The organism is Agathobaculum butyriciproducens, assembly GCA_003096535.1.
Classification (GTDB): Bacteria; Bacillota; Clostridia; order Oscillospirales; family Butyricicoccaceae; genus Agathobaculum; species Agathobaculum butyriciproducens.
In genome coordinates, this window is sequence record QEKJ01000022.1 from 21921 (window position 1) to 44529 (window position 22609).

Consider the following 22609-nt stretch of genomic DNA (forward strand, 5'->3'; position numbering starts at 1 on the left):
GTAAGACGGAGGGCGAAAAAATATGGATATCAAAAAAGTTACGGGTGTGTATTTCAGTCCGGCAGGAAGCACAAAGACCGTTGTTGAAACAACGGTGGATGAACTGGCGCGTCTGTTTAAGGCAGAGTGCCGGTACATATCACTCAACACGCCGTCTGACCGTGCGCAGGAGTATCAGTTTGCCCCGGATGAGCTGGTCGTATTCGGCTGTCCGGTGTATGCCGGTCGGCTGCCGAACAAGATTTCGCCGGACTTTGCTCGCTGCCTGCACGGTGAGGGTACACCGGCGGTGGTGCTCGTTACCTACGGCGGCAGAGCGTATGACAACGCGCTTGCCGAAATGTGCGAGCTGCTGACAAAAAACAACTTCAAACCGGTGGCAGGCGGTGCTTTTTTGTGCCGGCATGTATTCTCGGACAAGCTGGCGGCAGGCCGTCCGGACGCGGCTGACCTCAGTGAACTGCGTATGCTGGCGCAGGGCGTGGCGCGCAAGCTGAGGAGCAAGGGCGAGTTCAAGGCACTCAAGGTGCCCGGCAATGCAGAGGCGGCTTACTACACGCCGCTCAAGACTGACAAAACGCCCGCAAAGTTCCTCAAGGCCAAGCCGACTACGGCGATGGTGCTGTGCGAGCACTGCGGTCTGTGTGCGAAAATCTGCCCGATGGGTGCGATTGACCCGAACGACCCGTCTCATATTCCGGGTACCTGTATTAAATGCTGTGCCTGCACGACCTACTGCCCGAGCGGTGCAAAGAAATTCGATGATCCGGATTTCCTGTCGCACACCGCTATGCTCGAGAAATTCTGGACCGAATTCCGTCAGGAGAATGCAGTTTTTCTCTAAGGCGTTGCCGTAATGACGGATAATGCGGGGAACGTGTGGTATCCTGTTATCGAAAACAAGATCGAAAAGAGGAAAATCCCCGCCATTGGCGGGGATTTTGTTATATGTTAGCTTTACTTGGATCGAATTGGTCTATTTGCAGAGTGGCGCGCAAGCCCTCGCAAGACCACATATAAGCAGAGGTATCAGTGTATTTACCGTTGACAGGTTCCGCATCGAATACTTGATTATAATATACATGACCATAGTAATTGTCGATTGCATTGATGGCAACATTGCCGCCGGAAGTTTTTTCACCGTCTGTATACGCCTGATATTGCTGTGTATCACGGAAGTATACACCTAAATAGCCGCGTCCGGAGTCATAAATCAGTGCGTGAATTTTGGCATCACTGGTAATGCAGACGAAAAAGCGACCTTTTCCGCCGGTTTGCAGGCTGGGAACCTCGGACAGCTTGGCAATTTGCTCATAACGGCTTTTTGCATCGGAAAGAATACCGATTGTTCCGGGAAACGAGGTTCCGTCTTTGCTTGCAATGGTTTTATAATATGCATTACCGCCATCGCTGGTGCCGAGGATAGGTGAGGTCTTCCAGTTTGTATTCGACCCATAAAGTTCGACCATTTCTGTTTGAATTGCCTCATGCAGCATTCGCGTTTCCGCGATGACCTGATCCTTTTTTGCCTTATCAATATATCCTGTCAGTGCCGGAATGAGCAGCGCCGCGAGGATCGCCAGAATGACCAGCACAACGATGAGCTCCACGAGCGTGAAGCCGCGTTTTTTGTTTTTGGAGTACAGCATTTGGAAAAGTTCCTCCTTCCCGATTGCGGGATAAAGTTCGGTTTTCTTAGTATACTCGAAAATATGCAATAAAGCAAGGAGATAGATACAGATAAAGTGCACAAAAAATAAAGGGTTCCTGCCAAAAACACAAAAAAGAAATTGGTTAAATCGGAGAAAGTGTTTTGTAAAGCCGCAGAAACATTGAGATTTACAGCAGGGTGTGATAAAATAATATCAACCTGATAAAAAAGAATCACCTGCAGAGACAGGCGATGAGCAGGTCCGCACCGCGTATACAGACGCAGGTGCGCGAGCGGCAGATGCCGACGGATTGCAGCCGGTCGGTTAGTGCCGCAGCTTTCGGCAGACGGAAGCAGGAGAGAGAAATGAAGAGAGAGTATTGGGTTACGGAAATGAAGAAATGGGGCATTGAAAATGCAAATCTATGACTGGGTCAGCATAGGCGTATTGTTCGTTCTCGGTATCTTGTTCTATTTCCGACCGGCATGGCTGTTGAGTGAAGACCGGCAGCAGGCCGATGGCGTGGTAAGCAAGGTACGCACTGTCAGCGCGGCTGCGGTGGTATGCGCCATGGTAATGACCGTGATCTGCGTGATCGGATAAAGAAAGAATTGGCTGCAAAAACGCTCCCGTTCGGAAGGTGGATTCCGAGCGGGAGTGTTATTTTTTACGACTTCGATTGCGGTCTGGACAGCAGCGCGAACAGACAGCCGAACACGATCGCGGCGGCAATACCGCCTGCCGCACCGGTCACGCCGCCGGTGAACACGCCGAGCAGACCGCTCTCCGCAACTGCTTTGGCGACGCCTTTCGCCAGCGAGTATCCGAAGCCGAGCAGCGGTACAGTCGCGCCTGCACCTGCGTAGTCCACAACTGCCTGATACCAGCCGAGCCCCTGCAGGATAACGCCGAGCACCACCAGCGAAACGAGAATACGCGCCGGTGTCAGCTTGGTTTTGTCAATCAGCACCTGACACAGCGCACAGATCAGTCCGCCGACCCAGAAAGCGTTCAGGTAGTTCATGCTTCGCTCCTTTCCAGCACGACGGCGTGGCAGATGCCCGCAATCGGCTGTCCCTGCTGCACCGAGGTCGGACTCATCATCGCACCCGTGCCCGCAAACACCAGCCGATGGATTTTGCCGCGATGCATATCGCGCAGCAGCGGTCCGCAGAGAACTGCCGCTGAGCAGCCGCAGCCCGAGCCGCCTGCATGCGCGTCCTGCTCGTCACCGAAAATCAGGCTGCCGCAGTCCGAGTAGACCGGGGACAGGTCGATGCTGTCGCCGCGCAGCAGCGTCAGCAGAAGGTCCGCGCCGATGTGACCGAGGTCGCCGGTAACGATGCAGTCAAAGTCCCGCGGCTGTGCGCCGAGATCCTCCAACAGCGCGGAAAGGGTGTCGGCAGCAGCGGGGGAAGATGGAGTTTTAGGACTATGCGGTCTTTCCGTGCTTTTGAATATAGTCCTGTGCTGCCGCATAGGCATCCGAAAATTTGAATTTTATCGTGATTTTACCGCCTTCGTGTACATAAATCATGTCGATCAGCTCAACAACGACCTCGCGCGTCAGCGTTTGTAGGCTGCGGTATTTGACGAACTGCGACAGGAACGAGTTGGTCTCGTTCACGCCGTTCTGCACCTCGTCGATGCGCGATTGCAGGGACGCAAGGCGCGTGTCCAGCTTGGCCTGCTGCTGCTCGAACTGCTCTTTCAGCCGATGGTATTCCTCGCGGGAGATGTCTCCGGCTTTCCAGTCCGGATACAGGGACAACTTCATCTGCTCGATGCGCTCGCGCTCGGTTTCAAGCTGTGCCCGCTCGGTCTGCAGATGGTCTGCGGAACGGCTGCACGCGCCGCTGCGGTTGATCTCGGCAATCAGTTCATCCATCTCGACCGCCAGAGCGATCTGGCTGCGGAGCGTTTCGAGCACGGCCTGCTCCAGACGGTCGCTGCGGATGGTATGCTTCGTGCAGGCGCCGCTGTGCTGCTTCTTAAACGTCGAGCAGATATAGTAGTAATAGTCGCGATGCGGCTGGGAAATCAGCTTTCGGTTCATTGCCTTGCCGCAGTCGGCGCAGCGAAGAAAGCCGGAGAACAGGTAGACTTTGGGCTGCGTTGGTGCGGTGCGCGTATCGCGCTCAAAAAGCGCCTGTGCTTTGTCGAACAGTTCGATGGGGATGATGGCCTCATGTGTCTGTGCAACAGTGATCCATTCATCCTCGGGCACGGCCTCGCTGATGTGCAGCTTGTAGCTTTTCATGCGGTTTTTGCCCTGTACCATCGTACCCGTGTACAGCGGATTGCGCAGAATGCGGCGTACTGAACTGTCCGGCCACAGATCATCCAGCCTGTCCGAGGTCGGATGGCGGTAGTTCATGCCTTGCTGCCGCTTGTAGGCGGATGGATTCGGGACGCCCTGTTCGTTCAGTCGCTTTGCGATGCCGAGTACGCTCGTTCCGCCGATGAACCAGTTGAAAATATCGCGCACGACCGCGGCGGCCGCCTCGTCGATCAGCAGCCGGCTGTGGTCGTCGGGGTCTTTGCGGTAGCCGTAGGACGCGAACGAGCCAATGAATTTGCCCTGGCGGCGCTTCAGGTCAAGCGAAGCGCGGACCTTGTTCGAGATGTCTCGGGCGTATTCATCATTTAGAATGTTCTTGAACGGTACGACGAGATTGTTCACCGAGCGTGGGTCAAGATAGCTGTCCACGCTGTCGCTGACCGAGATGAAGCGCACGTTCAGCAGGGGAAAAACGTGTTCCAGATACTCGCCGACGCCGACATAGTTTCGGCCGAAACGTGACAGATCCTTGACGATCACGCAGTTGATGATGCCTGCGCGCAGGTCATTGAGCATGCGCTGAAAGTCCGGCCGGTCGAAATCCGTGCCGGTGTAGCCGTCATCGGTATACAGACGGGGCGCAGCCATGTCGGTTTGCGTATTTGCAAACTCGGTCAGCAGTTCGCGTTGGCTGGCGATGCTGTTGCTTTCTTCGCGGTCGCCGTCCTCACGCGACAGGCGGATATACAGCGCCGGTTTCCACAGGGCTGTGGATAATTTTGCGGATGACGGTTCATATTTACTTTTTCGTGCCATTGGTGTGCCTCCTTCAAAAAAACAGGCGGCACGCTGATGGCTGTGTTTTGCACGTTTATTGTACCACAGTGCGCAGCGTACCGCAAGTTTCGGGACGTAATATCCGTTTTTTGACACTATTGCAGCTGCCTGCACATGTCGGTCAGGCAGGCTTGCAGGCTGGGCGCGCTGTCGTCGAACAGCACCTCGACCTCAGTGTCGCCGACGCGGAAGCGGTGCGGATCGCCGATGGCGGCGGCGAACAGGCGCAGCCGCTCGTTCACCGGCAGGGTCGGGTCGATGCGTGCTTCGCGGATGTCGGGGAGAGGGCAGGGAAGTGTGGACTTGAGCATAGGGTTGACCTCCTTTGGTTTGGGTGGATAACAGAGACATTGTATATTCTTTCCATTGTTATACTATATATACGACTGGTGGAGGATAATCGGATTTCGCCGTATCAGACACCTGCGGAACCGCGCCTGTGCTGCGGCTCGATGCCGCAGGTGCTATACTGAGATTGGGATTACTCGCGCGCCTGTTCTGCGAAAAGTTCATATTTCTCGGCGTTGTCACGCAGAGTCTGCACATCAATCCGCAGGACTCGCGGCAGAATGCGGCCTTTTTTATCTTTTCCCAGATGACAAGTGTTGCTCTTTTCCTCCTGCAGCGTCAGAGCACCGGTATCTCTCAGATAGTCGGTAATCTTTCGGCTGGAGTAGTTCTGATAACCGTTCTGATTGCGGATAAACTGCACGAGTGCGGTCGGTTTGATGCCGACCTCGACAGGCCTTCCGCGCTTGTCCTCCTTCCAGATAATGCCGTTCCGTTTGAAGAGGTTCGTCTTTTTGCGGCACAGATCAAACTCGTCGCTGTCGATTGCTTCGCAGAGGAGGAAAGCAATATTTCCTTCATTGAACTTCGATTGAATCCTGCGGAATTCCGTAACCTGCTTGCGGACAGATCGGTGAACCGCCTCCCAAAACTTCTCGTTGAGAGCATGCTCATCACTGGAAGGCAATTCCATGCGCGCTTTGATCATCTCAATCATACCCACAAAGGCCCACTGGAGCAGAGCGAGGTTATCCTGAATGCGGCGCTCGCGCGTAAGCAGTTCAGTGAACTCATCCGCACCATCAACTCGAAGATTTTTTAGAATATCCGGCGAGTCAGCGATTTTATGAAGCAGTTCGATGGCGTGCTCATAGTTATCCGCGAACCAGTCGGCAAAATCTTCAAGGATCGCTCCAATCAGAGCTGGACGGACGTCCTCGGACAGATTTAGCTGTTTATCAAGGTACACGAAAATGCTTCGCGTGAGCTCCGAAACGCCGTCCAGCACGAACTCAGCCGTCAGAGCAATTCCGGCAGCGCAGTCGTGATGATCGGTCTTACCGGAACTGTTTTTCTTAGTCGAGTCGCCTTCGTTGGCAGCCAGACGGAGCATGGCTCCGCCGAGCTTCCTGCGATGTGCTTCGATGCTACGCGTGGAGGACTTTGCGAGATCATCAATGATCACGACGCAGCCTGGATTCTCCGAAAGGGTATCGCGCACGGATGCCTCTGTGCTTACAGCCTCCAGCATAAGTGCCGGTTTACCCGGGGTTCCGATACGTTCCGTGTATCCGAAGATACGACGGGCAAGCGTCGTCTTGCCGCTCGACTGAACGCCGGTTATGTACAGACCGCCCTGCAGCGGATGCTGCTCGGCAGTCAGAACATCGCGACGCGAGACAAGCAGGGCATAGGCCACAGGCAAAACCAGAGCTGCATCGTTCCCTAACAGGGCGTTGACGAGGGTTTGCACTGGGTTTTCTATGCGGTTCACGATCTGATAATTGCTGTTCGGCTTGATTACATACGGAACCTTGAATTCGCTCGAGCCTGCGACACGTCCGTTCCACACGGTGATGTGCTGATCATCCGCCAGGCGGTAGGTTCCATTGCCCGGCAGGTAGAGACCGCGTTGGCACTCGCCGGGACGCCCTGCCTTGGAAAGCTGGTCAACGATGTACTTCTGTATGAGAGGTGCGTAGCCAGTCTTGAGGAGCACGGCGCGCGGCTCTTCGGCGACAATTCTGCGTGCCAGATTTGAGGTCATGGGTAGGGTAAGTCTGCGCATGGAACCGTCCTCTAAAATCAGCTCAATGCCCAGATATGCCGGGATGTCCTGCGGACCCTCCAGATTAAAATAAGCGGTTTCGATTACAGGGGTGAAATTCGTCGCCTGCTTGGGCTCGTGCTCGCCGTCCTGAACATACAGTGCGTAGTCAGTGTTATAAACTTCCATTTGTTACTCCTCCTCGAATTCGTCGATATTGGTTTCGGTCCAGTCCCAGCCTGCTGCTTCGTCCTCAGCGGATGCCGGAAGCGCCGGGCGATCGGTCAGCTCCTCCATTGCGGTGTCAGCAGCGATCACATCGGGCGGCGCCTCGACGGCAGTTTTGTCCGATTCCTGCTTCGGATGCAGGGAGGGGACAATGAACAAGTTGACGCTGCCGACAGCGCGGCGGCGCGCAGCCTTCTTGCCGTCGTGCGGTGGGTCTGACCAACGGTTGTAATGTTTGAGATGATTCATAGTATATTCTCCTTATATTTCGCTTATTTCCGGGGATTGTCCCCGGAAATAACATGGTTCACACACTTGCTCCTTTGCAGGGAGAGAAGGTGAGGGAACGGGGGGGGGGTACATGAGCTGACATGAGAGAGACCTCTGATGCAGGAGATCAATGTGGCCATCATTGACCTCGGTGAAAGGGCTGACGTGGTTTGTCATCCCTTTGTCTTGACGAGGTATAGTATAATCTAAGAAGAAAAGATGTGTTCGTTGAAAAACGAAAAAAATAAGATGAATTCTGGTGCTTTTCAACGAGTTAATGCAATGGTATGAAAGGACGATATGATGGAACAAATTGATAGAACGTTCTGTGATAACGTATTTGATTTTGGAAGTGCTAATTTATCGAAGAAAAAACTTCGACGTAAGCTCGAACAGCTGATGCCTGAATTTGCGAAATTCGTTGAAAACAGTAATATTCCGGGATACAAGGATAAAAATTTCCGTATTCTTACAGCTCTTCTGACCGAGCCCAGCAAAAGGGAAGGCTTGAGCACGGATGGGCTTCAGTTTCTCTATATGAGACTTGTTTTGGGGACGGAAGAAGATATTACCAAAATTAATATGCGCAGCTATGATGATGAAGCCGACATGAAGTCCTACAGACTGCTGTTGAAAATTCATGATGAAAATGATTACCTGTTTCAGGCAATCAGTAATATGGCGCATCTGCTGAGCCGTTCAGAGACGAGCAACAAATGGCATGACTATGAGGATAATGGAAAAGAAAACCTGATAAAGAAAATTACAGAGGATATCAATAATTGCTATCGACGATTTGATAACGAATTGCTGTACAAAGGCGTGCCTGTAAGGAAGAGAACAGTTTGTAGTAAGACAAGGTGCAACGTAGTTTTTTCGACACCTTATATCTACCCTGTACTGCCACTGCTGTTCGTATTAAATGCTATATATAAAGTCAAGGGGGACGGGAATAAGCACGATAAAGCGGAGCTGCTGAAGTACAATACCTCATGCTCTTTAACAGATAATGTGTATGAAACTTTTGTAATAAGCGAAGCGGCTGAGCACCTTCTGGAGAGAGTAGAGGATGTGCTGGTAAAACATTTGGTTCTGTATAAAAGAACTGTATTTCCCATTCGAAAAGATTGTTATGAAGATTTTGACTATCAGGAATCGAAAAGGAATGAAAGCACTTTGTTCAATCGACGTATAGCGTTTGCGTTTCCTTTTTGCAGGGTGAGAAAACTAGCGGCGGATATCGTAAAGGAATGCTCTTTGGATGATAGACAAGCAGCAGAACTTACCCGAAATTTGCCAAAGTATCTGCTGAACAAAACATATGGAGAAAGCAAGATTGAGGAGAAGTATGGGAAAAAGACGCTGGATATTATAAAGGGCTTTCGGATTCTTGCGGATCCGACAACATATTATCAGGATAAAAAACTCACTGAAATTTATAAAGCAGACGTATGGAGTAAGCTGAAAGTATCCACAAAAAAGATGTTCGTCAATCCGGATGCAGACCTCAAAAATTACCCGGAAAGGCTGTATGGTTTCCTTGGAAAGTATTTCGAGTATCTTTCTTTGTCGAAATATATTCTCTTTCATTCAGCACCGTATTACCCGCTGTATGGGAAGGAACGGCTGCTGCCTGAACATTACAGAAAGCTGTTTCATGAGTTTAAAAATAACTGTCGAAAAGATGAATACAAGGATAGAGAAGAAATATTCGAAGATATCAAATGGGAAAACGTTAAGGAAATGCGTCCAAGCCTGAAAAGTGATATCCTGCGTTCTTTTACGCCCCAGAGCGCTATAGATTATTTGCTTGCTGATCTCGAGCGAAAACCAAACGATGAATCGAATTTACTGCAGCAGATTAACATATATCTGAGCAAACATACTACGATTGAAAGGTTTCAGAAGGGCAGCAATGCCCTTTGCGCTGTGCATAAGCTGATGCGGAAAACGGCGGTTAACGTTGTTGGTCATTATGCGGCTGCCATGATTGTATCCTTGCATATTCAGGAACTGCAACGTCGAAATTGTGAAGAGGAGTGACATGAATTCAAAAGGCTTTTAGACATTTTTCACCTGTTCTGTCCAAAATTCCTTGACATTTTCATAGTAAACGAGTATGCTTAAAAAGCATTTGTATTAAAATTCGAAGGAACGGTAAAATATCCATCTTTGAATGATAAAGACAGGTGTAGAAATCCTATATTTACCACGAAAGAGGGAGTACACATGAAGAAGAGAGCGGCCAGCATCGCGCTGGTGCTTTCCATGATCCTGTCGTTCACCTGTCAGGCGGGCGCTGTTGATGCAAACAGCGGCGATGACGGACAGCAGGTATCGACCTATGCGGCGCTCGAAGCTTCGGCACAGAGCGGCGGCTTGACCAAACTGAATGCGGTCAAGTACATTCTGCTGGATTGCGGTATGAAGGAAACGCAGTTCCCGAGCGGCGACAGCGACTACATCGCTATGGCGAAGAGCGTAGGCATCGCAGATGACAAGTTCGACGGTTCCGCAGCCTGCTCGCTGGAAGAGCTGCACACGATGGAAAACAGCACGGCAGCTGTTAACCTGCGCAATGCAGTAAAGAACGGCACTCCGCTGTTCGTAGACGGTGTGGCACAGCCGATTTTTCCATACACGAGCGGCGTTCCGACCAAGGACGGCTACAGCAATGATAAGAGCGACATCATCCGCTACTCGGTTTACGTCGAGACCAACTACGACACCGACGGTGATGGCAAGCTTGATCTGGTAAAGGCTCTGGTGCAGATTCCCCGTGCTGCAGCTAAGAACCGGGATAATCACAATTTTGCAACCATTATGGACGCACGTCCGTATATTACGGGCTGCACGGATAACGGCGATGACCGCAAGTTCACCTATAAGGAGGGTGATCTGGGCTACGACTTGAATAGCCTGTACGGTTCGGCAAAGTATCAGCGCGTTTCCACTGGAGAAATGAGCACGATGGACGCGGCCGAGAAAGCAAAGGCAGGAGAGTGGTACTATCTCAGTCCATATGAAAGCTCTCCTAAATACCCGTTCTACGATTACGAGGACCTCGACTGGTACGACTACTTCCTCGTTCGAGGCTACGCGGTGGTTGAGGTAGGCGGTCTGGGCACCCGTGGTTCCGAAGGCCTGGAGACTTGCGGCGCTGACGTTGAGACCGACGCATTCAAGTGCGTTATCGAGTGGCTGACCGGTGACCGTGCTGCTTATACCGACAGAACCAGCAATATTGCAATTAAAGCCGACTGGTCGAACGGCAATGTCGCTATGACCGGCCGTTCCTACGGTGGCACGACTGACTTCGCAGTCGCTTCCACTGGTGTTAAGGGCCTTAAGACCATCGTTCCGGTTGCAGGCATTGCAAGCTGGTATGAGTACACCAACTCGCAGGGTATCTCTACTGGCAGTAATCCGGCATATTCGGATAACCTCGGTTTCTACTGCGCTGGCCGCTACATTGACGAAGATGACTGGAACAGCATCAAAGACACCTATCAGGCATATCTTAACCGTATTTATAATGACCAGATTGAGCTGAACGGTGACTACGGCACGCACTGGGCAACCCGTGACTACACCGCAGGCAACGCAGGTAAGAGAACTGATGATAAAACCACCTATGATAACTTCAAATGCCCGGCGCTGATTGTTCACGGTCTGAACGACGATAACGTTCGCACCAAGCAGTTCCAGCTGATGTATGACGCATTTAAAGGTAAGGGTCAGGACGTCAAGCTGCTCCTGCATCAGGGCGCGCATATCACCCCGGATTACGATTCTCATAAGACTTCGCTGCTGATTGGCGACGAGACCTACAACAGCATTCTGAACAAGTGGTTCAGCCATTATCTGTATGACCAGGACAACGGTGCAGAGAAGATGGCAACCGTTACCGTACAGAGCAACATTGTTGACGGCGGCTGGTCCACCTCGGATACATGGCCGACCTCGGATGAAGCATCGGCATATGCCAATACGCTGACTCTGACCAACAATGAAACCGGTACGACCACCATCAACAGCAACATGACCGGTATTTCCAGCTGGCGTGATGCGTTCACGGCTGCGTCCACCTCCGCGAGCGCAATGTACACCTATGATGTCAAGGACGATACCGTTATCAAGGGTACGGTCAAGGTAAAAATCAAGGCGACTCCGATTCAGCATCCGGATAAGCAGGCTGTCGAAGCAGCTGATTTCGATGCAGTCGAAGCTGCTCCGCGCGGCGTGGATCATGAAGAGATCATGAATCCGGACAATCAGGTTGCGGACGAAGAAGAATATGACGCTGAAGATGAGTATGGCATTGCAGTCATGAGAGCAGGCAGCAACAGCCGTGATGCGCTGATGATGAGCGCAATGCTGGTTGACGTATCTGACGAGGCATTCCAGAGCTACACCACCAGCGTCACCGAGGACAAGACCGGTGCGGTCAACTGGGTCGGCAGCGGTGCTGAGGATTACGATGTAATCAAGTTCAAGCCGACTACCTCCAAGTACAAGATTATTGCACGCGGCTGGATCGACCTTGCAAACCCGGACGCAGGTTTCAGCTCTGCTTCCGCAGCGAACGAGATCGAACTTGAGGATGGCACGTACAACAACTACACCGTATATCTCCAGCCGAACTACTACACCGTAAAGGCAGGTCACAAGCTGGCTCTGGTTGTTTACACCTACGAGCCGGGCAAGGTAGATGACGAACACTTCGAGAACTACGGCATTACGATTGACAATACTGCACTGTCTGCCGTTATTCCGGTAGAAAACGGTCAGTACACTGCGACTATGTCCGCAGTAGACAACAAGTACTGCGTAAGCACCAGCGCAAAGAACGGCAAGGTTACCGGTCTGGAGAGTAGCATGGTTGCAGCAGGCACGGAAGTCACCCTCACCGCGACCGCAGACAGCGGCTATGACTTCAGCGGCTGGACGGTAAACGGCGAGGCAGTTGAGGGCGGCGCTACGAAGACCTTTACCATCAACAGCAACACCACCATCACCGCAAACTTCACCGTGCATCATTCGAGCAGCGGCGGCGGCTCGTCCTCCGGCTCGAGCACCACGGTTTCCGCTTCCAAGTCGGATAACGGTTCGGTTTCGATCGACAAGACCTCGGCTTCCAAGGGCAGCACGGTTACTGTTACCGTAAAGGCAAAGGACGGCTACAAGCTCGACAAGCTGACGATCACCGACGCAAAGGGCAATACCGTCGAAGTGACGGACAAGGGCAACGGCAAGTACACCTTCACCATGCCGGAGGGCAAGGTAACGGTTACTCCGACCTTCGTTGCCGACAACGGCAGTCAGACCGAGAGCAAGTCTTACTCTGACGTCAAGACCGGCGACTGGTATGCTGACGCGGTCAAATACGTTTCCGACAAGGGCCTGATGAGCGGCACGGGCAGCGACAAGTTTGCGCCGAGCGCAACCACGACCCGTGCAATGCTGATGACGGTTCTCGCGCGCTACGCAGGCGAGGACACCACCGGCGGCGCTACTTGGTACGAGAAGGGCATGAACTGGGCGAAGGCCAAGGGCGTTTCCGACGGCACCAACCCGAACGCCAACATCACCCGTGAGCAGCTCGTTACCATGATGTACCGCTACGCCGGCTCTCCGAAGGCAGATGGCAAGCTCGACAGCTTCTCTGATGCAGCTTCCGTCAGCACCTATGCAGCAGATGCAATGCAGTGGGCAGTTGCCAACGGCATTGTCAACGGCTCCAATGGCAAGCTGAACCCGCAGAACAACGCAACCCGCGCACAGGTTGCCGCAATCCTCATGCGCTTCTGCGAGATGAGCAAGTAAAAACTGAAAAAGTAAATCAGTAACATGCAGCCGCCGGGTTCCCCGTATTTGGGAGACCCGGCGGTATTTTATCCTGAGATTCGAGATAACAGCTATTGCATCATAGCATTATTAGAGTATAATATAATTATGATATTACTATATGGAGGTGCTTTTATGAATATCAAACCGAGTGCAAGTATTCGTCAGAATTACAATGATATTGCCGAGCTGTGCAGATCCACCGGAGAGCCGGTTTATCTGACCAAGAACGGCGAAGGTGATCTCGTTGTAATGGATATCAATTCATTTACAAAACGCGAAAAAATGCTAAAGCTACGCGAGGAACTGCTTGCTGTTGAGGAAGACCGCTTACACGGTGCACCGGACTACTCGGTGGATGAAGTCGCTTCCATGATGGATCAGGCAATTCGGGAGACCTGCCATGCCGGAGCTTGAAAACAAATTCCAGGTTATCGTATCCAAGCGAGCAGCGCAGCAGCTGGTTGAGCATGCGGTATTCATGGCACGGTTAGAAGAACGATTGGCACGCCAATTGGCAGCTGACTTCTGGAAAGCGGCAGATTCTCTGCAAAGCTTTCCATATCGAAACCCAATCTTGCGTTCGAGTGTTTTCGTAACAGAAAAGTATCGCAAAATGGTGTTTGGTAAATGGTATCTACTCATTTATCAAATTAAAGGCGAACGAGTTTTTGTTGAATACGTGATTGATGGACGGCAGGATTATCAATGGCTGATTCAGTAAAATTCCAATACAACATCTGACGAGCGCAGGCAGAAATGTCTGCGCTCGTTCTATAGCGCTTACTCGTACTCGCATTATATGGATTGGATGCGTTTAAGCGCAAGAGAAGTCTGGGAGCACCTGCGGTAAAATGTGTTTGCCTTCAGTCCTGTCTGTCGCATGGCCTCGGCTGCCGTAATCTCTCCTGCCCGCCAGCGAGCAACCACTCGCTCGAAATTGTCCGGCAGAGGCATTGGCTTGCGGCCGGTGTATTTACCTTGCTCTTTAGCAATAGCGATGCCCTCGCGCTGACGCTGGAGGATATACTCGCGCTCAAGCTCCGCGACCGCCGCGAACACGGTGAGCATAAACTTGCCGGTAGGTGTGGTTGTGTCAATAGCCTCTTTGCGGCTGACAAATTCTACTTGTTTCTCGGTCAGCTGTTTCACGAGATCGAGCAGGTCGCGCGTGTTTCTCGCGAAACGGCTGATTGACTCAATAATCACGGTATCGCCGCGCCGGACGTAGTTCATCATGCGGGTAAGCTCCGGGCGGTCCGCGTTTTTGCCGCTCGCCTTGTCGATGAAAACCTCGTCAACACCGAGTTCGCGCAGTAGAACTTCCTGTCGAGCGGTATTCTGCTCCTCGGTGCTGACACGGATGTAGCCAATTTTCATGGTGTATCTCTCCTTTAAGTATGGTATAATGAAAATAATAAGGACGGTGACGCTGATGGATAAGACAATCGAACAGGTAAAACGGTTGGCGCACCGTTATGGAGTGCCGAAACTGGTATTATTCGGTTCGCGTGCCCGCGGCGATTATCGCGCCCGTAGCGACTACGATTTTGCGGTCTGGGGCTGCACAGCGCAACAGCGTGCGCAATTCAGCGATGCTGTCGAAAATGATCTGGACTCGCTGTATTCGGTTGATCTGGTGTTTGTCAGCGAACATACCGATGCCGCATTGCTTGAAAATATAGAAAAGGACGGGATTTGCTTGCTGGACCGTTACAATACGAAATTCGAAAATCTCACCAATGCTGTAGAACGCTTGCGTGAAGGCGTGCAGGCGTATCAAGAGAATCCGGCCAAAATCATTCGCGATGGTGTAATCCAGCGTTTTGAGTTCACCTGCGAACTGGCGTGGAAAACCACTCGTGAGTTCTTACTTGACCAAGGTTTTACAGAGTTGAACAGTCCGAAAGCAACGATGCGCAAGGCGTTCTCGTATGGCCTGATTGATGATGAACAGGCGTGGGTTGTATTGCTGAATGCTCGCAACCAAACCTCGCACCTTTATGATGATGCAACCGCACAGGAAATTTACTCGCAGATTGAGAGCGAGTTTGTATCGCTGTTTGACAAGCTTATCGAGCAGTTGAAATGCGGTTAATTTGAGAATTGCTTACTATGCCGAATATACAACAGACTAAGATTACCGAAATTCTTAATAACATTGCCATGTCCTGCCGCATGGAAGGACTGGAGATGACCGATGAAATACGGGCAATGTGCCTTGCTATCTATAACGGCAGCACAACTTTACAGGATTGCCTGCATAAGATCAATGCGAAATACCTTTGAAACTCATTTATGTCAATAGGATCGCCGCACATTTTGACATATTTCAAAAGCCCGAAAACGACCCTATTGACATAGTTTTTCGTTGTTTCAGATGGGCATAGCCTAATGACACGCTCAAAAAATACCGGCTCTTGATGAGTCGGTATTTTTGTGTTCAATCATCGTCGATAAGGTCGGCGAGCAGACCGATGATGGTCAGCGCACCGAGAATGACTTTTCCTGCGTTCATCTGTTCACCTCACTTTAGCTATCCGAAAAGTTTTCGACGGCTTCGATGATAAGATCAACCACCGCGCCTACAGCCTGGAAAATTGGGCCTAATGGAATCATAAGCAGCATCTCCTTTCCTTAATACGCGTAAAGTAATTCGCCGGTCATCTCATGGAGCAAGGTCGGGTCGTACAGCATTTCCTCGACTTCTTCCTCGGAACAGCCATAGTCGAGAAGTGCTTGCACTTCGTCAGCGGTTACGCCGAATGCTTTCGCCACGCTGAATAAATCATCGTAGCTTACAGGCGTGTCCTCGTAGTAGTTGCGGTAATAAGGATAGTGTCGCCACCAATGTTCGTAGCTGGTTTTCGGTGTAAATGCGCCAGTGGTGATACGGCCTGCTCGGTCGATTTTCAAAATTTCACCCTCCTTCGGCTCCAGAATGTCAGAGGGCGCTTTCAGCCGCAGTTTCTTGATGGTCTTACAGAGGATTTCCTGCGTCGAGGCGTAAATCAGAAAGCCATCATAGAACATCACGCACAGTGGATTGTCCCCGACGACGAACCAGATGGAGTTATCCTTATCCAGAACCGTAAACACAAAAGAACCCTCGACTGCTTCAGCCATAGATTTCAGGCTGCCGAAGTCGAGGGTCTTGTTTTTCTCTAAAAGCTGCACCGCAACGTAGCTGTCCGTCTCAACGCTCGTCATCGGGAGATTTTCTTCCATGCGAAGCTCCTTGTCATTCCAGAGCACGCCGTTATGTGCGAGGGCGAAGCTGTTTCCGTCAACGTGACCAAGGAACGGGTGGTTATTCTGGTTAAACTGCGCATTACCCTGTGTGGTCATACGCGTATGTCCCATGACCACGTTTACACCGTGCGGAATATGAATCTTCATCTTTCGAGCAGGCAAAGGACGTTTGTAGATCCGCAGACGGTCATTGAAGTTGTAGGCAATGCCGGTCGCATCCGTGCCGCGCACCTGGCATTCACGCGCTAACGTGTTCAAAATTTTGTTCTTCGTATGGGTGCTCAGGCACTCCTTAAAGTCGATTAAGCCGAATAAACTGCACATATTACTCCTCCTCCGAAGTGTTTACAGGTTCATTAACATAAAGCCGACGCTCTTTCAAATACTGAATAAGCTCCGGCTCGTTGATATCGTCCAGAAAATCAAACCAGCTAAGCTCCTGTACAGCGGTGTCAGACATAGAAACAGCCACCTCGACGAGATGGTTGACCATCTGCAAGGTGGCTTTGAGAGTATTCAGTTTGAGCGTGCCGCGGAACATCCGGATTTCAACGGTATCTGCGTTCGTGAGATTGACCGCCGTGTAACGTCCGGCACAGGAGTTTTTAGCGTGGCTCATTTGTTCGGACGGCGTAAGGCGAATGCCGTACCGAGCGGCCCAACGGTTCATCTGGCTCTGTGTGCGGCGGCTGAACCGCAACAGCTCCGCCCAGAATTTTTCGACGAAGTACAGCAGGCGAGCAATCGCGGCCTCCTGCTGCTCATAAGTGCAGCCAAACGCCAGACGTGAGATATGAACGTGCAGTCCGCAGGTTCCTGCCGCATGGCTGAGGTACCCCATGCTCTGCGCTTTACGCAACACCTCCGCCCACGGCATTTCGTTCAAATGGTATTCGAGCGTCATTGGATGGGTAACAAGCTCCAAGCCTTCATCCAGACTGCCGTCCGTCTTGATGTAGAGATTTTCTGCGTCCTTGTTCGCGATGTCGAGCAGCTTCTGCGCATTGCTGTTGACCGTACCGCCGTCGTCGATTTCAAGCTCAACGCCGAAATGACGCAGACCTTTGCCGTGGAACACGAGGTCGGGCGTGTAATTGTACTCGTGAATAATTTGACAATGCTCATCCCAGCAGGATGCGCAGTAGGCGTTGTCGTCATTGTCCCAATACGCGCGGTCACGATGAATAATACGGTTGCAGTCCTCACAGCGGACGTAGTATTCATCAAAGCAGTGGTCGCAAAGCGTGTGCGTGTCATCCTCGACGGCATTTTCCTCGTAAACCCGCTCGGCACAGTGGTCACAGATTACGGTCAGGCAATCCGCGCAGTCCTCGCAGAGCCAGTCATTTTCCACTTGGAACATTTCGTCGATCGGATGCTCCGCACCACAGTTTGCACAAATTCTTGTTTCACTCATTGGTTAGTCCTCCTTTTTGTTTAGTGAATGTTAATATTCTTCAGCAAGCAGCATAGTAGAATGCGTCAAATCGTCGATGATGAACACCTTCGCGTCTACGGCATCGTCACAAGGGACATCAAGCTCGTAACGGTATGTCGGCTGTTCCTGCTCGTGGACGATGTGTTGGCCAGTCGGTGTTTTCGTCAGCGTGAATACCTGCAGGTAATCTTTTTTCTCGATTTCCATTGTCAGAACCATGTGCCACATAAGATGAACAAGCCATGCGGGAATCTCGCTTTCTATCCCGCGCGTCAGAAATTTTTGATCGTCGAACATTTTCGCTTCCTCCTTTTTGACAAAAAGTAAGCTCCTGAGAATATCCCAGGAGCTTCTACATCTATAATATATGTCCAAAAGTGGCGGAAACACAGAAAAAAACATGGTTCAAGCTATGCTTTTCTCATATTATTCTGTCAATGCGTTGTAATGAATACAGTTTTCCGAAACTGATACGGTGTAAGACCGGTACTTTTCTTAAATGCACGAATCAGATTAGAAGCAGAGCAAAACGCACAGTCATAAGCAATCTCTTCTATGCTGTCATCCGATTCTGAAAGCTGTAGTTTTGCATAGGATAGCCGCAGATTGAGCAGATACTCATGCGGCGATAAACCGGTTTCCTCGCGAAATCGGCGAGAAAAGTAGAACCGGCTAAGCGATACCTGCGCAGCAACTTCTTCTATTTGAATATTTTCATGAAAATGCTCGTCCATCCAGTCCTTTGCCGCCTGTATCTGCGGCGAAACGTTGTGTGCCGCGTGCCCTTGGGTATTCAGCGAGGAAAGTATATGGTGAATGACGACCGACATGCGATCGTCTGCATTGGCATCAAGTGGCAGCATCTGCATGATCTTTTGAAAGTCCTTCTCCAAGCCATACTGCTTGCTGAACAGCGCACCGTTGTTCTTCCACAGAAGATCGCAGTACGCCTGTGAGGCATTGCCGTGAAAATGAAACCAGCTGAACTGCGCCTCTCTCTTTGTATAGTAGTGGTGCGGAAAATTGCAGTCGATGAGCACGATATCATCGGCGCTTGCTGTGAATGTCTGATCCCGATATGTGAACTGCATTTCACCCGAATGAATGTAAAACATCAAAAATGCGTTCAAATGTTTTCTGCGCACGCTGTACGGCGCACTGCAAAGATAACGTGCACCCCAGAGACCATAAAACAGGTGCTGCTGCGCAAAAGCCGAAGCAGTATGAAAATAGATCCCTTCTTTTTCTATGATACCGGGTTCAAATCGAATAACACCCTGCTGACGAATATCCATAACAGCACCCCTAATGTCAGAGCAAAAATTGCATATTTTGTGCACGCATTACACGTGACAGCTTTCGTCTCTTATGATATCATAGGCACAACAGAAAGGCAAGAAACCTTCCGATCGTTCAAAAGGAGAAGATACTTATGAGCAAGGAAATTAAAATCGGTCTGATCGGCGCTGGCTGGATGGGCAAGGCTCACACCACCGCATTCCACAACGCACGCATGATCTTCGGCGATGATATGCCGGTATTTGAGCTGGTAAGCGACGTCAGCGAGGATGCAGTAGCAAAGTTCGCCAAGAACATGGGCTACAACCGCTACACCACCAACTGGATGGACGTTGTCACCGATCCCGAAATCGACCTGGTTGACGTTGCAACCCCGAACTGCATGCACTACGAGATGGCAAAGGCTGCTCTGGAGCACGGCAAGCATGTTTTCTGCGAGAAGCCGCTGTCTCTGTCTGCTGAGCAGTCCCGCGAGCTGGCTGATCTGGCCAAGGGAAAGGGCGTAGTCAACTACTGCGGTTTCTCCAACATCATGAACCCGGCAAACCAGTACGTTGCAGAGCTCGTCAAGTCCGGCAAGCTGGGCAAGATCATGCGCGTACACGCTACTTACGATCAGGATATGCTGCTCGATCCGTCCATTCCGATCGCATGGCGTCACATCAACAAGCTGGCAGGTTCCGGCGCACTCGGCGACCTGTGCAGCCACCTGCTGAGCGTTTCCCAGATGATCATGGGCGACATGAGCGAGGTGCTCGGCGTGCAGTCCATCGTTATTCCGGAGCGTCCGGTCAAGGCAGGCAGCACTGAGATGGGCAAGGTTGAGAACGACGACCTCATCACCTTCCTCGTTAAGTATGAAAACGGTGCAATTGGTGACTTCTCGTCCTCCCGTGTTGCAACCGGCCGCAAGAACTACTTCTATTACGAGATTCAGGGCACCGAGGGCTCGGTAGTATACGATCTGGAGCGCATGTGCGAGGTTCAGGTTTACTTCAAGGCTGACGCAGACAAGGACAACGGCCGTGACTGCGGCTTCCGCACCGTACTGCTCAACCCGCAGCACAAGGGCTTCAAGTACTTCCAGCCGGCAGGCGGCATCGCAATCGCATTCGACGATATGAAGACGCTGCAGGCTCACGCACTCATGCAGGCTATGCACGGCGGCGAGTACATCTGCAACTTCGAGATGGGCGCCAAGGTTGACGGCATTATCAACGCAGTGCTCAAGTCCGTTAAGTCGGGCACTTGGGAAAAGTGCTAAGGGAGGTTCAAGGCTATGTTTAATAATGTAAAACTCGGCATTGCGCCGATTGGCTGGACGAATGACGATATGCCGCAGCTCGGCGGCGAGCTGACCTTCGAGCAGATGGTTTCCGAAGCGGCTCTGGCAGGCTTTCAGGGCACCGAGGTCGGCGGCAAGTTTCCGACCGACCCGGCGGTGCTGAACAAGGCGCTCGACCTGCGCGGCATCAAGATTGCATCCCAGTGGTTCTCGAGCTTCCTGTGCTCGACCCCCTACGAGGAGAACGAAAAGGCATTTATCGAGCAGCTGGACTTCCTCGAGGCTGTCGGTGCAAGCCGCATCAACGTATGCGAGCTGACCCGCTGCCTGTTCGCAGAGGAGTGCTCGATGTTCGGTGACAACAAGCCGATCGCCACCGACGAAGAGTGGGATAAGCTGTGCGACGGTCTGAACAAGCTGGGCAAGATTGCTGCTGACCGCGGCTTCAAGCTGTGCTTCCATCACCATATGGCAACGGTTGTACAGACCTTCGAGGAAACCAAGCGCCTGATGGACAACACCGATCCGCGCTACGTTTACCTCTGCTTCGACACCGGCCACTTCACCTTTTCCAAGGAAGATGCCGTCAAGGCAGCCAGGGAGTTCGGCCTGCGTATCGGCCACGTTCACCTCAAGGACATCCGTCCCGACATGATGGAAAAGGCTTACGCCGAGGGCTTCAAGTTCCGCAAGGCGGTTCTGGAAGGCTGCTTCACCATTCCGGGTGACGGCTGCGTCGACTATCCGGGCGTATTCAAGGCTCTGCACGATGCACACTACGAGGGCTGGTTCATCGTAGAGGCCGAGCAGGACCCGGCAAAGGCAAATCCGCTCGAGTATGCCAAGATGGCACGCGAGTATATCAAGAAAACCGCAGGTATCTGATTACAGACTGTAAAAGCAGAGAAAAGAGAAAACAGAAAACAGCATACGTGCTGACTGATAGGAGGAAATAAAAATGACTAAGATGACGAAACGAATTGGTGCAGCAATGCTTAGTACAGCGCTGCTTCTGGGCGCACTGACCGGCTGCGGTGGCAATACCTCGTCATCGACGGACGGCGATAACGCTGCAAGCACTTCCACCGAGAATCCGCACATCACCGTTGTTCTGAAAACCTTGGCTTCCGAGTACTGGGCCTATGTAGCCAAGGGATGCGAGCAGGCTGGCAAGGACCTCGGCGCTGAGGTTGATGTACAGGGTGCGACCTCGGAGACCGCGTACGACGAACAGCTCTCCATGATCGAAACCGTACTGAACGCAAGCGGCACGGATGCAATGGTCGTTGCACCGCTGCAGTCCGAGACGGTTGCAACCCAGATCGCAAATGCGGAAATTCCGATCATTGCGATTGACACCAACGTAGAATCCGATAAGGTTCTGAGCTTTGTAGGCTTCGATAACGAGGCTATGGCCTCCATGGGCGGCGAAGCTGCAGTAGAAGCAGCTAAGGAAGCCGGCTGGGATACCATTACCGCAATTGGTATTGCGGGTGTACAGGGCGACTCCACCTCCGAAGCACGCATGGGCGGCTACAAGGCAGGTGTTGAAAAGGCTGGCGGCACTTATCTGGATGCGGAGACCCAGTACGCTGACGGTGTATCCGACAAAGCTGTAACCGCAATGGAAGCGATCATCCAGAGCCATCCGGAGGGTATTGCGATCGTTGTCTGCAATAATGACGACATGGCCGTCGGCGCTGCACGTGCAGCAGCTTCCTATCCGGCTTACAAGAACACCATTTTCGTTGGCTGTGGCGGCAATGTTGCAGCACTCGATGCAATCCTTGCAGGTCAGGAGACCATGACCGTTGCTGTTGACGGCTACGACGTAGGCTACCGCGGTGTTCAGGCAGCAGTTGACGCACTGAACGGCAAGACCCTTGATAAGTTTATCGCTTCTACCGCTTCTATCGTAACTGCCGACAACGCAGAAGAGCAGAAGGCGATCGTTGAAAAGAAACAAAACGGCTAAACCGAATTCTGTCATCACAGATCCGTAAAAGCAGGCGGGCATATGTGCAAGCGTGTGCCCGCTTCTTCATTTTGTGAAAGAAAAGAGTGAAAAGATGAGTGAATACGTAGTAGAACTGAAAAACGCGACCAAGCGTTTTCCGGGCGTAGTGGCTCTGAAAAACATGCAGCTTTCCGTCAAGCCGGGCGA

23 protein-coding genes are annotated in these 22609 nt (G+C 51.7%); 11 read left to right on the forward strand and 12 right to left on the reverse strand.

Annotation, left to right across the window (positions count from 1 at the left end; translation table 11 throughout):
- Positions 1-22 precede the first annotated feature (22 nt).
- Complete coding sequence (locus tag C7386_RS11925) at positions 23-844, forward strand: 4Fe-4S binding protein (protein ID WP_110435913.1); 822 nt, start codon at positions 23-25, stop codon at positions 842-844.
- A gap of 100 nt (positions 845-944) precedes the next feature.
- Here C7386_RS11925 and C7386_RS11930 read toward each other — a convergent pair whose 3' ends face one another.
- Entirely contained in the window at positions 945-1649 is a 705-nt protein-coding gene (locus C7386_RS11930; RefSeq protein ID WP_110435914.1) for a prepilin-type N-terminal cleavage/methylation domain-containing protein, read from the reverse strand.
- 411 nt (positions 1650-2060) lie between these two features.
- Between C7386_RS11930 and C7386_RS11935 the strand changes: the two genes are divergently transcribed.
- The gene (locus tag C7386_RS11935; protein WP_110435915.1) at positions 2061-2255 is read left to right on the forward strand and encodes a hypothetical protein; all 195 of its coding nucleotides are present in this window, start codon (positions 2061-2063) and stop codon (positions 2253-2255) included.
- A gap of 64 nt (positions 2256-2319) precedes the next feature.
- Here C7386_RS11935 and spoVAE read toward each other — a convergent pair whose 3' ends face one another.
- The 6 genes from spoVAE to C7386_RS11965 form a co-directional block, all read right to left on the reverse strand.
- Positions 2320-2676: a stage V sporulation protein AE gene (gene spoVAE / locus C7386_RS11940; RefSeq protein ID WP_110435916.1), complete on the reverse strand. Its 357-nt coding sequence runs from the start codon at positions 2674-2676 to the stop codon at positions 2320-2322.
- Positions 2673-3137, reverse strand: a complete 465-nt coding sequence (locus C7386_RS11945) for a hypothetical protein (RefSeq protein ID WP_110435917.1) — start codon at positions 3135-3137, stop codon at positions 2673-2675. Before C7386_RS11945 ends, spoVAE begins: the two co-directional genes overlap by 4 nt.
- Positions 3085-4749: a recombinase family protein gene (locus C7386_RS11950; RefSeq protein ID WP_110435918.1), complete on the reverse strand. Its 1665-nt coding sequence runs from the start codon at positions 4747-4749 to the stop codon at positions 3085-3087. The genes C7386_RS11945 and C7386_RS11950 overlap by 53 nt, the downstream gene beginning before the upstream one ends.
- Before the next feature lie 116 nt (positions 4750-4865).
- Positions 4866-5081 (reverse strand): DUF6870 family protein, encoded by a 216-nt coding sequence (locus tag C7386_RS11955; protein WP_110435919.1) that lies wholly within the window; start codon positions 5079-5081, stop codon positions 4866-4868.
- Between the two features lie 170 nt (positions 5082-5251).
- Entirely contained in the window at positions 5252-7015 is a 1764-nt protein-coding gene (locus C7386_RS11960; protein ID WP_110435920.1) for a P-loop NTPase family protein, read from the reverse strand.
- 3 nt (positions 7016-7018) lie between these two features.
- The gene (locus C7386_RS11965) at positions 7019-7303 is read right to left on the reverse strand and encodes a hypothetical protein (RefSeq protein WP_110435921.1); all 285 of its coding nucleotides are present in this window, start codon (positions 7301-7303) and stop codon (positions 7019-7021) included.
- 321 nt (positions 7304-7624) lie between these two features.
- Between C7386_RS11965 and C7386_RS11970 the strand changes: the two genes are divergently transcribed.
- The 4 genes from C7386_RS11970 (at position 7625) to C7386_RS11985 (ending at position 13895) form a co-directional block, all read left to right on the forward strand.
- Positions 7625-9367 (forward strand): hypothetical protein, encoded by a 1743-nt coding sequence (locus C7386_RS11970; RefSeq protein ID WP_110435922.1) that lies wholly within the window; start codon positions 7625-7627, stop codon positions 9365-9367.
- 186 nt (positions 9368-9553) lie between these two features.
- Positions 9554-13150, forward strand: coding sequence for a CocE/NonD family hydrolase (locus tag C7386_RS11975; protein WP_110435923.1), 3597 nt, complete (start codon positions 9554-9556; stop codon positions 13148-13150).
- A 156-nt stretch (positions 13151-13306) separates the two neighbouring features.
- On the forward strand, positions 13307-13588 hold the full coding sequence (locus tag C7386_RS11980; RefSeq protein ID WP_110435924.1) for a type II toxin-antitoxin system Phd/YefM family antitoxin: 282 nt from the start codon (positions 13307-13309) through the stop codon (positions 13586-13588).
- Positions 13575-13895, forward strand: a complete 321-nt coding sequence (locus tag C7386_RS11985; protein WP_110435925.1) for a type II toxin-antitoxin system RelE/ParE family toxin — start codon at positions 13575-13577, stop codon at positions 13893-13895. The genes C7386_RS11980 and C7386_RS11985 overlap by 14 nt, the downstream gene beginning before the upstream one ends.
- A 74-nt stretch (positions 13896-13969) precedes the next feature.
- On the opposite strand, the gene C7386_RS11990 is transcribed toward C7386_RS11985, so the two are convergent.
- Positions 13970-14551: a recombinase family protein gene (locus C7386_RS11990; protein WP_110435926.1), complete on the reverse strand. Its 582-nt coding sequence runs from the start codon at positions 14549-14551 to the stop codon at positions 13970-13972.
- 55 nt (positions 14552-14606) lie between these two features.
- Between C7386_RS11990 and C7386_RS11995 the strand changes: the two genes are divergently transcribed.
- Positions 14607-15269 (forward strand): HI0074 family nucleotidyltransferase substrate-binding subunit, encoded by a 663-nt coding sequence (locus C7386_RS11995; protein ID WP_165815552.1) that lies wholly within the window; start codon positions 14607-14609, stop codon positions 15267-15269.
- Between the two features lie 17 nt (positions 15270-15286).
- Positions 15287-15460 (forward strand): hypothetical protein, encoded by a 174-nt coding sequence (locus tag C7386_RS13530; protein ID WP_165815553.1) that lies wholly within the window; start codon positions 15287-15289, stop codon positions 15458-15460.
- A gap of 348 nt (positions 15461-15808) precedes the next feature.
- Here the strand turns inward: C7386_RS13530 and C7386_RS12000 are convergent, their stop codons facing one another.
- From C7386_RS12000 to C7386_RS12015, 4 genes are all read right to left on the reverse strand, one after another.
- Positions 15809-16747 carry a class II glutamine amidotransferase gene (locus C7386_RS12000; protein WP_110435928.1) on the reverse strand — a complete coding sequence of 313 codons (939 nt, stop codon included), beginning with the start codon at positions 16745-16747 and terminating at the stop codon, positions 15809-15811.
- Between the two features lies 1 nt (position 16748).
- A complete protein-coding gene (locus tag C7386_RS12005) occupies positions 16749-17840 on the reverse strand; it encodes an amidoligase family protein (protein WP_110435929.1) in 1092 nt (363 codons plus the stop codon).
- 30 nt (positions 17841-17870) lie between these two features.
- A complete protein-coding gene (locus C7386_RS12010) occupies positions 17871-18158 on the reverse strand; it encodes a DUF960 family protein (RefSeq protein WP_165815554.1) in 288 nt (95 codons plus the stop codon).
- Positions 18159-18295: 137 nt separating this feature from the next.
- Positions 18296-19156, reverse strand: a complete 861-nt coding sequence (locus C7386_RS12015) for an AraC family transcriptional regulator (protein ID WP_116705602.1) — start codon at positions 19154-19156, stop codon at positions 18296-18298.
- A 137-nt stretch (positions 19157-19293) separates the two neighbouring features.
- On the opposite strand from C7386_RS12015, the gene C7386_RS12020 reads away from it, so the two are divergent.
- The 3 genes from C7386_RS12020 (at position 19294) to C7386_RS12030 (ending at position 22420) form a co-directional block, all read left to right on the forward strand.
- Positions 19294-20424, forward strand: coding sequence for a Gfo/Idh/MocA family protein (locus C7386_RS12020; RefSeq protein ID WP_116705603.1), 1131 nt, complete (start codon positions 19294-19296; stop codon positions 20422-20424).
- 15 nt (positions 20425-20439) lie between these two features.
- The gene (gene iolE / locus C7386_RS12025) at positions 20440-21330 is read left to right on the forward strand and encodes a myo-inosose-2 dehydratase (protein ID WP_116705604.1); all 891 of its coding nucleotides are present in this window, start codon (positions 20440-20442) and stop codon (positions 21328-21330) included.
- 73 nt (positions 21331-21403) lie between these two features.
- The gene (locus C7386_RS12030) at positions 21404-22420 is read left to right on the forward strand and encodes a sugar ABC transporter substrate-binding protein (protein ID WP_116705605.1); all 1017 of its coding nucleotides are present in this window, start codon (positions 21404-21406) and stop codon (positions 22418-22420) included.
- The last annotated feature ends 189 nt before the right edge of the window (positions 22421-22609 follow it).

Bases quoted from the DNA above. Each gene is read 5' to 3' on its own strand.
- C7386_RS11925 (WP_110435913.1), top strand. From the start codon at position 23: ATGGATATCAAAAAAGTTACGGGTGTGTATTTCAGTCCGGCAGGAAGC.
- C7386_RS11930 (WP_110435914.1), bottom strand. From the start codon at position 1,649: ATGCTGTACTCCAAAAACAAAAAACGCGGCTTCACGCTCGTGGAGCTC.
- spoVAE (WP_110435916.1), bottom strand. From the start codon at position 2,676: ATGAACTACCTGAACGCTTTCTGGGTCGGCGGACTGATCTGTGCGCTG.
- C7386_RS11945 (WP_110435917.1), bottom strand. From the start codon at position 3,137: ATGCCTATGCGGCAGCACAGGACTATATTCAAAAGCACGGAAAGACCG.
- C7386_RS11950 (WP_110435918.1), bottom strand. From the start codon at position 4,749: ATGGCACGAAAAAGTAAATATGAACCGTCATCCGCAAAATTATCCACA.
- C7386_RS11955 (WP_110435919.1), bottom strand. From the start codon at position 5,081: ATGCTCAAGTCCACACTTCCCTGCCCTCTCCCCGACATCCGCGAAGCA.
- C7386_RS11960 (WP_110435920.1), bottom strand. From the start codon at position 7,015: ATGGAAGTTTATAACACTGACTACGCACTGTATGTTCAGGACGGCGAG.
- C7386_RS11965 (WP_110435921.1), bottom strand. From the start codon at position 7,303: ATGAATCATCTCAAACATTACAACCGTTGGTCAGACCCACCGCACGAC.
- C7386_RS11970 (WP_110435922.1), top strand. From the start codon at position 7,625: ATGATGGAACAAATTGATAGAACGTTCTGTGATAACGTATTTGATTTT.
- C7386_RS11975 (WP_110435923.1), top strand. From the start codon at position 9,554: ATGAAGAAGAGAGCGGCCAGCATCGCGCTGGTGCTTTCCATGATCCTG.
- C7386_RS11980 (WP_110435924.1), top strand. From the start codon at position 13,307: ATGAATATCAAACCGAGTGCAAGTATTCGTCAGAATTACAATGATATT.
- C7386_RS11985 (WP_110435925.1), top strand. From the start codon at position 13,575: ATGCCGGAGCTTGAAAACAAATTCCAGGTTATCGTATCCAAGCGAGCA.
- C7386_RS11990 (WP_110435926.1), bottom strand. From the start codon at position 14,551: ATGAAAATTGGCTACATCCGTGTCAGCACCGAGGAGCAGAATACCGCT.
- C7386_RS11995 (WP_165815552.1), top strand. From the start codon at position 14,607: ATGGATAAGACAATCGAACAGGTAAAACGGTTGGCGCACCGTTATGGA.
- C7386_RS13530 (WP_165815553.1), top strand. From the start codon at position 15,287: ATGCCGAATATACAACAGACTAAGATTACCGAAATTCTTAATAACATT.
- C7386_RS12000 (WP_110435928.1), bottom strand. From the start codon at position 16,747: ATGTGCAGTTTATTCGGCTTAATCGACTTTAAGGAGTGCCTGAGCACC.
- C7386_RS12005 (WP_110435929.1), bottom strand. From the start codon at position 17,840: ATGAGTGAAACAAGAATTTGTGCAAACTGTGGTGCGGAGCATCCGATC.
- C7386_RS12010 (WP_165815554.1), bottom strand. From the start codon at position 18,158: ATGTTCGACGATCAAAAATTTCTGACGCGCGGGATAGAAAGCGAGATT.
- C7386_RS12015 (WP_116705602.1), bottom strand. From the start codon at position 19,156: ATGGATATTCGTCAGCAGGGTGTTATTCGATTTGAACCCGGTATCATA.
- C7386_RS12020 (WP_116705603.1), top strand. From the start codon at position 19,294: ATGAGCAAGGAAATTAAAATCGGTCTGATCGGCGCTGGCTGGATGGGC.
- iolE (WP_116705604.1), top strand. From the start codon at position 20,440: ATGTTTAATAATGTAAAACTCGGCATTGCGCCGATTGGCTGGACGAAT.
- C7386_RS12030 (WP_116705605.1), top strand. From the start codon at position 21,404: ATGACTAAGATGACGAAACGAATTGGTGCAGCAATGCTTAGTACAGCG.